Origin of the sequence: Blautia acetigignens (assembly GCF_025566865.1) — a bacterium.
Classification (GTDB): domain Bacteria; phylum Bacillota; class Clostridia; order Lachnospirales; family Lachnospiraceae; genus Blautia_A; species Blautia_A acetigignens.
On the sequence record NZ_JAOQJM010000032.1, the window covers coordinates 1 to 10,534 of the forward strand.

Annotated in this window: 14 protein-coding genes; 1 reads left to right on the forward strand and 13 read right to left on the reverse strand. The window is 36.9% G+C overall.

The annotated features are described in order from the left end of the window. Positions 1 to 198: 198 nt before the first annotated feature. The 5 genes from OCV70_RS18490 to OCV70_RS18510 form a co-directional block, all read right to left on the reverse strand. A complete protein-coding gene (locus OCV70_RS18490) occupies positions 199 to 426 on the reverse strand; it encodes a DUF5348 domain-containing protein (RefSeq protein ID WP_173767999.1) in 228 nt (75 codons plus the stop codon). A gap of 151 nt (positions 427 to 577) precedes the next feature. After that, positions 578 to 799 (reverse strand): hypothetical protein, encoded by a 222-nt coding sequence (locus tag OCV70_RS18495; RefSeq protein ID WP_055059751.1) that lies wholly within the window; start codon positions 797 to 799, stop codon positions 578 to 580. A gap of 127 nt (positions 800 to 926) precedes the next feature. Further along, positions 927 to 1,928: an AAA family ATPase gene (locus OCV70_RS18500; RefSeq protein ID WP_072522256.1), complete on the reverse strand. Its 1,002-nt coding sequence runs from the start codon at positions 1,926 to 1,928 to the stop codon at positions 927 to 929. Continuing rightward, a complete protein-coding gene (locus OCV70_RS18505) occupies positions 1,900 to 3,117 on the reverse strand; it encodes a site-specific integrase (RefSeq protein ID WP_195383024.1) in 1,218 nt (405 codons plus the stop codon). The genes OCV70_RS18500 and OCV70_RS18505 overlap by 29 nt, the downstream gene beginning before the upstream one ends. A gap of 15 nt (positions 3,118 to 3,132) precedes the next feature. Continuing rightward, positions 3,133 to 3,327 (reverse strand): helix-turn-helix domain-containing protein, encoded by a 195-nt coding sequence (locus OCV70_RS18510; RefSeq protein ID WP_055053915.1) that lies wholly within the window; start codon positions 3,325 to 3,327, stop codon positions 3,133 to 3,135. A 158-nt stretch (positions 3,328 to 3,485) separates the two neighbouring features. Here OCV70_RS18510 and OCV70_RS18515 point away from each other — a divergent pair, with 158 nt between their 5' ends. Further along, positions 3,486 to 4,100, forward strand: a complete 615-nt coding sequence (locus OCV70_RS18515; protein ID WP_044945756.1) for a helix-turn-helix domain-containing protein — start codon at positions 3,486 to 3,488, stop codon at positions 4,098 to 4,100. Positions 4,101 to 4,172: 72 nt separating this feature from the next. Here OCV70_RS18515 and OCV70_RS18520 read toward each other — a convergent pair whose 3' ends face one another. The 8 genes from OCV70_RS18520 to OCV70_RS18555 form a co-directional block, all read right to left on the reverse strand. Next, the gene (locus OCV70_RS18520) at positions 4,173 to 4,766 is read right to left on the reverse strand and encodes a hypothetical protein (RefSeq protein ID WP_173768341.1); all 594 of its coding nucleotides are present in this window, start codon (positions 4,764 to 4,766) and stop codon (positions 4,173 to 4,175) included. A gap of 208 nt (positions 4,767 to 4,974) precedes the next feature. Continuing rightward, positions 4,975 to 5,454, reverse strand: a complete 480-nt coding sequence (locus tag OCV70_RS18525) for a hypothetical protein (RefSeq protein ID WP_173768343.1) — start codon at positions 5,452 to 5,454, stop codon at positions 4,975 to 4,977. Between the two features lie 666 nt (positions 5,455 to 6,120). Further along, entirely contained in the window at positions 6,121 to 6,429 is a 309-nt protein-coding gene (locus tag OCV70_RS18530; RefSeq protein ID WP_044921757.1) for a hypothetical protein, read from the reverse strand. Positions 6,430 to 6,674: 245 nt separating this feature from the next. Beyond that, positions 6,675 to 6,803 carry a cysteine-rich KTR domain-containing protein gene (locus OCV70_RS18535; protein ID WP_080786855.1) on the reverse strand — a complete coding sequence of 43 codons (129 nt, stop codon included), beginning with the start codon at positions 6,801 to 6,803 and terminating at the stop codon, positions 6,675 to 6,677. A gap of 128 nt (positions 6,804 to 6,931) precedes the next feature. Beyond that, complete coding sequence (locus OCV70_RS18540) at positions 6,932 to 8,287, reverse strand: MATE family efflux transporter (protein ID WP_330385184.1); 1,356 nt, start codon at positions 8,285 to 8,287, stop codon at positions 6,932 to 6,934. Then, entirely contained in the window at positions 8,280 to 8,729 is a 450-nt protein-coding gene (locus OCV70_RS18545; RefSeq protein WP_044921762.1) for a MarR family winged helix-turn-helix transcriptional regulator, read from the reverse strand. The genes OCV70_RS18540 and OCV70_RS18545 overlap by 8 nt, the downstream gene beginning before the upstream one ends. Positions 8,730 to 8,817: 88 nt before the next feature. Beyond that, the gene (locus OCV70_RS18550) at positions 8,818 to 9,192 is read right to left on the reverse strand and encodes a TnpV protein (RefSeq protein ID WP_173768593.1); all 375 of its coding nucleotides are present in this window, start codon (positions 9,190 to 9,192) and stop codon (positions 8,818 to 8,820) included. 4 nt (positions 9,193 to 9,196) lie between these two features. Continuing rightward, positions 9,197 to 10,534: plasmid recombination protein (locus OCV70_RS18555; RefSeq protein WP_262579987.1), on the reverse strand; the 1,338-nt coding region annotated here is incomplete at its 5' end.

Consider the following 10,534-nt stretch of genomic DNA (forward strand, 5'->3'; position numbering starts at 1 on the left):
ACGGCGGTTTTGTTACTTTTGTCAAAAGTAACGCAAAAGCACTTTCGACAGCCGTACCGTCCATCAAAAGTCCCCTTGCGCCCTCCGGGGGTGCAAGACGTCCAGTGGACGTCTGTTCTGCACCGACCGAAGCGGAGCGAAGATCTATTTTATTCCTCCCGTTAATCAGTTGGCTTCTGCGTTACTCTCGCAACTAAATTATTCCGGTATTCTTGCCTGCACATGTTCCAGATCTCCACAGTATGGCGTTCCCACCAGATACCATTCTCTTGCCGGATTCATCTCCATTCTTGTCCGTACCCACTTATCATGAACCAGCACCTCAAGACCTTCTCCACAGTGAAATCCCGTATCAATCCATAAGTCCGACGCTAATAACCCATATCTGTCATTGCTACTGTTATATCCTAATCTTCCCTGCTTCATCGAATCGTTCTCCCTTCTTCACAACTATCAAATTTACAGCAATCCTCACCGTCTAGCCTCAGCTTTCCGTATGCGCCTTACCAACTTTCTTCTTGTTTGCTTCTCACAGGGGCGTGACACGCTCCTGTAAAAATATAGTCAACAAGAACTGTTACCATCGAAAGCTCTCTTGCATTCCTTTTCTGTCCAGATACTCCTGCCGGAACTTTTCCCGTTCTTCTTCTGTTGGTGCAGTTTTGAATTTACTGTATACCTCACGATTTACCATTGCATCCAGCTTTTTCTCCAGACCTTTTCTTATATCATCTGCTTCCTGTTCCTGATCCAGTAAATGATATTTTATAATCTTTCCAAATAACTCCTCTGGAATCATAACGTTTTTCAAGCTCTCACCTTCTTACAATTTATGTAAGGACGCAACACTGCAATGTCTTTACAGATTGCAACCTTGCATTTTAATTCCGCATTTTCTATATACTCTGCAATGTTGCACCCTTAATTTATTCCGGCTTAACTTTATCTAAATCCCAATACCATGAATTGCCGATTCGTCTTGCCTTAATTTCAAGTTCCTTTTTTGCATTTTCCAGTGTTCTTTTAGAAATATTCAAATCTTCTGCCATATCAAAGATTTCACTGCTTTGCACAGAAGTTGATGTTTCTGCCAGTTCCCTCAGCATCTTCTTTGCCTGTTCCAGTTTATTTACCTTTGGCGCAATTCCACCAAGCACCTCATCTGCTGTGATTTCATAGTCACCTATCCACTCAAATCCTGTTTCTGTCAGGCGAAATGCTTTGGAATGCCCAAATGCAGCCAGATTATTTTTAATCTGAACCACTGCTCTTAAATCCGGTTCTCCCTCTATTCTTCCTACCAGTAATACGCTTCTGGCTACTGCAAAAAAGTCAATCGAACCCATTCCTCTATATGCAGCTTTATTTCCCCCAGCTTTATTCATGTGTCCGATTAATAAAATTGCACATTTGTATTTTTCTGCCAACAAACTCAATCTTTTCGTCATATCCCTTGCTTCATTTGCCCGGTTCATATCCATTGTTCCTCCAAGGTATGCCTGAATCGGATCTAAAATAAGCACTCTCGCACCAGTCTGTTTGATAGCAGTTTCCAGTCTTTCATCAATCATGGAAAGTGATTTTTCTGTTTCATCTATAACCATGATTCTTTCACAGACCGCTTCTGCCAGCTCCAGTCTGGGTTTTACTGTATCTGCCAGTCCATCTTCCGCTGTCTGATAAATAATATTTACTGGTTCTGTTACTTTCATATCATTATCCAGTCCTTCCCCTTTAGACAATCTCGCTGCAATATTTAATACCAACGTAGTTTTTCCATCACCCGGATCTCCCTGAATAATCGTTAATTTTCCATAAGGGATAAATGGATACCAGAGCCAGTCCACTGTCTGGGACTGAACATCTGACATCTTTATCATTTTCAATTCTGTTTTATTCTCATTTCTCTGTTCCATAAATTCCTCCATTTTTCAAACTATTCTCGCCAATTATCTGTTGTTCTCTGGAAGAATCCCTGCTATAATCAACTTGTCTAGGGTTGACATTTGTGGATTCGTCCCCATTTGTCACATTGCTCCGGTTGTTCGTACTTCCGGAGCTTTTTATATTTTCATCATCCAGCATATCTGCCACCACTTTCTGCTGATCTGGATATAAGTGCCCATAAGTATTCAATGTAATGCGAATGTCCGTATGTCCAAACCTTTCTTTAATCATCAATGGTTGCACTCCCTTATTAATCAGAAATGCCGCATGACTGTGACGAATGTCGTGTACTCTTATCTTTTTTACTCCGGTCTTTTGAACCACCTGTTTTAACTTATGCTGTACCGCTTCATGAACCATTGGAAAAATCCGTTCATCTTCGGGCAACTCATACAGTCTGCTAATATAGTCCTGAATCTCTTTTTTCAGAAATTCCGGTATGGAAATCGTACGGTTCGATTCTTCTGTTTTGGGAGATGTAATCACGTCCTCTCCATGCATACGGTAGTAAGTTTTATTGATATGAAGTAGATTCCTTTCAAAATCAATGTCAGCAGGTGTAATGCTGAGTGCTTCGCCTTCTCTCGCTCCTGTCCAGAATAATAATTCAAACAGTACATAATATTTGCTTCCCGGTTCTATTCCGGTCATAAACTGCCGATATTCTTCAATTGTCCAAAATTTCATTTTCTTTTTTGAAGTCTTTCCCATACGTTTTACTTTGTCACAGGGATTATCTGCCAGATTGTAGATATTCTTCGCATGATTGAATAATGCCGTCATCTGATTCTGTATTGTTTTCAGATAATCATCTGAATATCCTTTTTCAATAATCGTATTCTGCCACTGGATAATCTCTGCTGGTGTAATACTGTTCATTGGTCTGTCCTTAAAATACGGTAACAGTTGAGCCTTCATCGTATCTCTTTTATTCTTGATACTCCTGTCCTTCAATGACTGAGACTTGTCTCGGAAGTAGACTTCTACAAACTCTCCCATTGTCATATCCATGTCTGCTTTCGCTGTTCTTTTATACTCCTCTTCAAAATTTAATGCTTCTTTCTTAGTGCGGAATCCTCTTTTTACTTTTCGCTTTTTGGCTCCTGTCCAGTCCTCATAATAAAATGAAACATACCAGGTTCCTCTTTCTTCATCTTTGTATGCTGCCATACTTTCTCACCCCCTTTACATTGCAATCTGGGAATATCCATAAAATTTCTTTTCCCAGAATGCTCTCGGTATCTTGCCCGCAACGGTCACATATCCCTGATCTGCAAGCTCTTTGTTCAGTTTGCGAAGTAGCTTGTAAGCATATCCAAGTGAAATCCCCATGCTCTCTGCAACTTCTTCCGCTGTAATCATATAGTTCTGTCTCTGCATATCATTTCCTCCTGTCTATAATTATCATTTTCACTGATACTATATCATTTTAAATAATCATTGTCAATAATTTTTATCTATATGAATGATATTTTTCTATATTGTTGATTTTTATCATTTGTGATATACTGTTCTTAGCTTTTAAGGAGGTAGCTAATATGCAGGAATCATCTATTTCAGAAAAAATAAAAGAGCTGCGAACTGATCTGAAGATGAATCAGAAAAACTTTTCCGCAGCTATTGGTATACGTCAGTCAACTTTATCCAGTTATGAAAATGGTGTGGTTACTCCCTCCAATGATGTGTTATTGACTATTGCTCAGAAATTTCATGTCTCACTGGACTGGTTATTTGGATTATCTGAAAATAAAGTACAGATTTCTACTCTCAGCGATATTCTTTGGGTTTTACTGCAGATGAATGAATCCAACGAACTCCGGTATGAACTGGATATAAATAATAAACTTCCCGGTGATATAGAAACAGAAACACAGAAATGGTATGCCGGACTTCGCTTTTATGGAAATGATCCGGAACATTCTTTAAACGCAGATATGTGTAATTTTCTTGCTGATCTGCAGGAGAACAGAGAAAGCCTGGAATCTTATTTCACAGGCAAAGATATGTTTGATATGTGGAAAAAGCAGACGTTGGAATACTACACTTCCAAACCTGTCACCCATAAAGAAATTGAAGAACTGGATTTTGAGACACGAATCCGTAAACGAGATGAACTTTTAGCACAGAAATTTTCCAATAACGAACAGAAATAGTATCATAACAGTATCACAGGCAGATATGCGAAGATTTTCAGTTTCTTCACACACCTGCCTGTTTTTAATTCACTATTTCATTATTTCACTCTCTATTAAACTATCATTTCCTTTTTCTGGAAATTCGCCAATTTCTAATAAGAAAAGTACATTGGCAAAAGTTAAAATATTTATTTTATTTTTCTTTTTGGACAAATACAAATCTAAACATGTATTATATATATAATCCTCCCCATTACATGTCATCGGCAATTTTATTCCGCTACGCTGAAATGTTGCGCATTTATCTATCGACTGTTCATATTCTCTAAAACTTTCCACTATGGAAAAAGCTGTATACAAGCCTAAATATTCATTCAACATCAAAAAGGAATAGCTATATCTTTTATTGCCCCAAAAGTTTCTCCATATAGATACTTTTTTTATCCTGATTGGTTGTACTTTTACAATAGCATATAACATACACGCAGCGATTTTATGCCTATCTAAATGTGTATTCGGATTTTCCATGTAGTTCAATTTAAGAAATGTCTTCTGCTTTTGATATTCTTTATAAATTTTATATTTTGATCTTGATGCAATAAATACATCTTTTTGAGGCGTTATTTCATCAAATAGCTTTAATATAATATTGTCCCAAATATCTTCAAATTTTTCATTTGTCATTTATTTCTCCCGAAAATTAAAATGGAAAAATTGCTTCATTGGAACATTATTTATTTCTTTCTCATCATTAATAAACCCTCTTGTCATAAATACACAGGATTTCATATATATCCATGCCATATAAATAAGAAAGCATATTCCAAATACAATTCCTCCAACCATAATAAACATAACAATTTTCTCACTTTCTATAAAAATTATAATACAATCAACTTTGGTTATTTTCTTGATACTTTCTCTTAATACGAGTTAAAAGTAAACCAGGAATAATTGATAAAACACCCAATCCAACAATCAATAACATAAAAAAGGATACTTTAAATTTAAAACTATTCAGAACAGAAAATACTCTTGTAATCCCACCATCTGTAATTTTCATTACCAATTTATTCTTTTCATCTGCTATAATTTCAATTCCTCGCATTGCGCCAATAAATTCAAAAATAACTAAAATGGAATTCACCACTGCCAACACTAAACTCCCTCTATATACACCTTCAGTAGTAATATTATTTTCTGCATATGTTTCTATACATAAAAAAATTAAATCAAATACAATTGCACCTGTATATATAAGTAGAGAAGTGAAAAATGTTGCTTCATCAATGCTACTTTCTTCTAATCCATTAAATAGAATTAACCAAGAAAGAACCAAAAAAATCATTTTTATCCAATATGTTAATTTCACTATCTTCACCAACTAATATAATATATTCAAAACATTTCAATAAACACCCTTTTATAGAACAACATTCTTTATTATACGATATTTGCTTTGCCATAAAATATGTAATTTTATAACATGAATCTTTTATGTCACTTTCTAAATTATAAGATTTTTATATCATACCGTCAAGAACTATTTCATTTTCTATCAAACACCTATTGAAGAACTGGATTTTGAAACACGAATCCATAAACGTGATGAACTTTTAACACAGAAATTTTCCAATAACGAACAGAAATAGTATCATAACAGTATCACAGGCAGATATGCGAAGATTCTCATTTTCTTCCCATACCTGCCTGTTTTTAATTTATTCGCTATTCTTTACAGCCTTATTTTAAACTTTTTACCCAACAGAAAAACCCCGGAAACCTTACGGTTCCGGGGCATCTTACGCTTGGACACAATGTACCTTGCGGTACTCAATATATATAATTAAGATGTTATGCTAAAATTATTCGATAACTGTAGCAACACGTCCTGATCCTACAGTACGTCCACCTTCACGATATCAGACCGGTGTATTGCGGTATACGAATAGTGATTTTTTATGTGATTTGTGTGGAAAAATCCGGATTTTCCGTTGTGTCCGTGTGGTTTTCCGGAATTTTTGTTATCATGGTGTTATCACTGTATTTTTAGTTTTTCTGGCATATTTTTTCTTACATTCGTAATCTCTTTATTTAAATCTTTTATATATTCTTTACACACATCTATATATAATCCTGTTTTATATTCTGGTTTTTCCAAAAACTGTAATTCAATTGGATACTTTGTAATCTCCGTAAGTAACTTTACAAATATACTTTTCAAATTATTTTGACTCTCATCATCATTAAGACATACTTCTGCAACTTCTTCAAAGCCAAATACTAAATAATCTTTATTTTCTCTTTTCTCCAAATGTACATTAATCACTTTACTTTCCTGATTCATAAATATCCTTCCTATCATAAAATGCATTTTTACCGCCCTCAAGAGTATGCATACTTTCTTGAGTCCAGTTTTTAGTGTCTGTTTCATCATTTATATTTCTAAGTTCATCATAAAAAGGATTACCAATATACGTTTTATATACTCCATTCTCATGAGTTCTTAGTATACTAATATACGGAAGTGTGCCAACTGCAATATTAGCATTATGTGTTGCTATAATTACTGTTTTTCTCCGTTTTGCAAGATCAGTTAAGTGTTTGCTGTTTACACTTCGGACAGTAGAGTGGAAAGTTCTTTAATTCGGTATCTTCTTGCATTATCGTTCGGGTTTTATTTCCACAGATAGGACATAGAACCCATTTTATAGTTTCCATATTTTTCTCAATCCTTACTTCTAAATATTATCCTACTAAATTTATAAAATTTATCGCAACGGTTTTTAAGTTTTTGCTTCTTGATTACTTAACGGCGGAAAAAGAATGTTTTCACATAGAGCTGTTGTTTACATGTCATTTTTTTGTTTTTTTAATTCTATACCCACCAGTACAACAGATAGCATAAACGCTGAAAAATCAGCAACAGGTCCCGCAAGCAATACTCCCATAATTCCGAAACGAAGCGGGAGCAGCAGGGTAAGCGGAATCAACACAAAGGTCTGCCTTGTTAATGCCAACAGAGCACCTTTTAACGATTTTCCTATTGCGGTAAAAAAACTGGAAGAAAGCAACTGCACACCATTTACCAACACCATGAAAAGATAGGTACGCATGAACAAAACAGCAAATTCAAAATACAGCTCGTTCCCATCTCCGAATAGCGAAATGATAGATTGCGGGAAAAATTGAAATGCGATGAAAGCAATTGTGGAAACAACAAGGTTCCATTTTACCGCAAGCAGGTAAGCCTCCCGTACACGATGGTATTGCCTTGCCCCATAGTTGAAGCCGATAATCGGCTGTGTTCCCTGCGAGATTCCTACAACAATCGCAAGGATTATGGCATTTGTTTTCATAACGATTCCGCAAGCAGCTAAGGGAATATCTGTTCCATATTTTGTTAATGCGCCGTAATAAGTCAACGAATTGTACTGAATGATTTGAATCACGGTAACTGCAATCTGGTTTGAGCTGCTGCTGATTCCCATGCTGCAAATTTTCATACTTTCTTTGATGTCCAATAAAAACGACTCTTTTTCAAAATGGATTGTTTGGAAACGCCATAGATAACGGAGTGCGAGTATGAAGGAAAAAATTTGCCCAATAACTGTTGCCCAAGCTGCGCCGGCAATCCCCCAATCGCAAGCAAAAATAAAAATAGGGTCAAGAATGGTATTGATAATAGCTCCCATAACCATGCAAACCATTGAATACTTTGGTTTTCCATCTGCTCGAATCAAATTGCTCATACCATTCGTTACAATAAGAAACGGCATTCCAATCAATGTTATGCTGGCATACTGCTTTGCATATGGAAATACATCTGTCGTTGCCCCAAATGCCTTTAGGAGCAAAGACAGAAAAGCTTCACCAACCAATAAATAAATAATTCCGAAAATCCCCATCAGAACAATACCATTTCCCGCTGCTTTGGCGGCAGCTTTCGGCTCTTTGCGTCCAAGACAGAGGGAAACACGGGAAGCACTGCCAATTCCAACCAGCAGTGCAATAGCAAGGCAGATGGTAGAGAACGGGTAGGCAACATTGGTTGCTGCATTTCCCAGATAACCGACCCCTTGACCAATAAAAATCTGATCCACAATATTGTAGATTGAGCCGACAAGAGACGCCATAATACTGGGAATGGCAAAATCTTTCAACAGTTTTGAAATTTTTTCATATCCTAGGGGATTCTCAGTCATTAAATTCATCCCCCTTTCTTTCTATACGGAGTTCCGCTGTAATATTTTCACCTGCCTGAATCAGCAAATCAATAAAGAGGTTTTTATCAGATTCCCTGAAGCCTTGCAATAAAAGAGCTTCTGTCTTTTCACATACCGTCTGTATCTCATCAATTACAGACAGCGCACGTTCCGTAGGATACAGCTTACACGTCCGCTTATCCTTATCATTTGGGGAACGCATAATCATTCCCTGCTTTTCTAATGCCGCAACTGTCCGTACAATATTGCTCGGATGAACATAAAACATATCAATTAAAGAATCCTGTAAAATGCCAGGCGAACGACAGATTTTAATCAAAAACATATATTGGCTGTTGTTGATTCCAAAGGGGGCAAGCTGTTTATCCAAATAGATTTTGTAAAATCGGTCTGTTACTGAAAGCCATTTTAATAGTTTCATAGATATATTCCTCCTAACCACCAGTATTATAATACAATATGCGTGCGCACGCAACTACTTTTAACATTATATCTGCCGCTTTGTCCTCCTAAACACAAATCAATTCTACATCTATAATCTCTACTACTCTGCTACGAATATTATTCATTTTCCTAACCCATTCCATCTGATCCTGCATCTTCAGTTTTTCTGTCACGCCCCACTGCTCAGCCATCTGTTCCACCAGCATTTCAACTTTTTCTCTCGCTTCTTTATCGACCTGATTCAAATGCTCCGTCAATTTCCCGGTAAGTACCAGATACTGATACCTTGCACTCCTGTGTTCCTTCAGAAACTTTTTTCGCATTATTCCATATTTCCCATATGTAGGTTCTTCCTCATTGATTTCCAGATCCGGCAGATAATAATCTCCATGCAGTGTGTAGCTCAGTCCGTTCTTTTCATCATAAATCTGTTTCTTCATATTCTTACAACTCCATTCCTCTGTATTTTGCTTTGTTCTTTTTTATCTGTGCATTGTATTCTTCACTTTGTTCTTTCGCCCATGGTATGCGATCACTTATTTTTTTCGGCATTTGTTCTTTCTGCTTTTTCGCTTCAAGTTCCGCCTGCATCCGGATATCGTCCTGCACCAGTCGTTCTACCATATCTTTCCCCAACATGCGTAAAAGTCGGTTATATCTGTCTGCAATTCCCTGCAGAATTTCTTTCTCACCGGATAATTTCTGATAATCCTTCTGAACTTCTGCCAGTTCCTTTTTAGTGTTCTCGTGCTCCTGCTTTTTCTTCTGAAACTTACTTTTCCACTTATCTCTTTCTCTGGTAAGTTCTTTAACCTGTGCAGCCATCGCACCAATTTTATTCTTCATTTCAATGAACAAGGGTTTTATTTTCTTATCCCGATAAGTTACCGCACGTTCCAATGCTGTAGCTTCCGGCAAAAATGTTTTGATCATTCCATATTCTTTTATTTCCTTACTGACATTATCCATCACCGGTTGCAGGAATTCTCTTCTGTCCTCCAGTTTTTTCAATTCCGTTTCTGCGTTCTCGGCACGTTTTTCTGCTATTTCTTTATCTTTCTGGAACTGAATTTTTTCTTCTTCCAGTAGTTTAATATCTGCCCTTGCGTCCGCAATCTGAGAAATCAATCCTTCGTTCTCTGCTGTCAGATTTTCTTTTTCCTGCTCCAGTTCCTGCACTTCCTTTTTACGTTCCTTTTTCTTGAAATTATAAACGTCCAGATGCTCTTCATGTGTACCTTTCTGTTCCCATTCAATTCCACGTTGCATTGCGATTTCTGCCAGCACTTCTTTTTCATGATTTATCCACTGATTCAGTTCTGTATCATGCTTATTTCCGCCTTGAAATCCAAGACTTTTTAATGCCTGCTTCAGTGAAACTCTAGTATCCATTCCTTTTCCCTTCCAGTTGGTCACATAAGGGACAAAATCGATATGCAGATGTGGAGTAGCTTCGTCCTGATGCAGATAGCAACTAAATACCCGAAGTGTCGGATTCCGCTTCTGGAAATCTTTCATATATTCGTCCAATACCTTTACAGCCAGATTTCCTTCTGTTGTTCCCACTGCCATATCCTCTCGATTTCCAATCTGGAATATCACTTCATGGAACAACTTTTCCTGTTTGCTCTGTCGGATTTTTTCATAATAATTTGCAATCTGCCGGTCCTTTCTTTTCCCGACATTGTATCTCTCCGTAGCATCGTCAAACAGTTCCTTATAAACTTCTTTCAGATTCTCATTCTTATAACAAATGTTCAATTGCACTCTGTCCGGATCTAC

Bases quoted from the DNA above. Each gene is read 5' to 3' on its own strand.
- OCV70_RS18490 (WP_173767999.1), bottom strand. From the start codon at position 426: ATGAAGCAGGGAAGATTAGGATATAACAGTAGCAATGACAGATATGGG.
- OCV70_RS18495 (WP_055059751.1), bottom strand. From the start codon at position 799: ATGATTCCAGAGGAGTTATTTGGAAAGATTATAAAATATCATTTACTG.
- OCV70_RS18500 (WP_072522256.1), bottom strand. From the start codon at position 1,928: ATGGAGGAATTTATGGAACAGAGAAATGAGAATAAAACAGAATTGAAA.
- OCV70_RS18505 (WP_195383024.1), bottom strand. From the start codon at position 3,117: ATGGCAGCATACAAAGATGAAGAAAGAGGAACCTGGTATGTTTCATTT.
- OCV70_RS18510 (WP_055053915.1), bottom strand. From the start codon at position 3,327: ATGCAGAGACAGAACTATATGATTACAGCGGAAGAAGTTGCAGAGAGC.
- OCV70_RS18515 (WP_044945756.1), top strand. From the start codon at position 3,486: ATGCAGGAATCATCTATTTCAGAAAAAATAAAAGAGCTGCGAACTGAT.
- OCV70_RS18520 (WP_173768341.1), bottom strand. From the start codon at position 4,766: ATGACAAATGAAAAATTTGAAGATATTTGGGACAATATTATATTAAAG.
- OCV70_RS18530 (WP_044921757.1), bottom strand. From the start codon at position 6,429: ATGAATCAGGAAAGTAAAGTGATTAATGTACATTTGGAGAAAAGAGAA.
- OCV70_RS18535 (WP_080786855.1), bottom strand. From the start codon at position 6,803: ATGGAAACTATAAAATGGGTTCTATGTCCTATCTGTGGAAATAAAACC.
- OCV70_RS18540 (WP_330385184.1), bottom strand. From the start codon at position 8,287: ATGACTGAGAATCCCCTAGGATATGAAAAAATTTCAAAACTGTTGAAA.
- OCV70_RS18545 (WP_044921762.1), bottom strand. From the start codon at position 8,729: ATGAAACTATTAAAATGGCTTTCAGTAACAGACCGATTTTACAAAATC.
- OCV70_RS18550 (WP_173768593.1), bottom strand. From the start codon at position 9,192: ATGAAGAAACAGATTTATGATGAAAAGAACGGACTGAGCTACACACTG.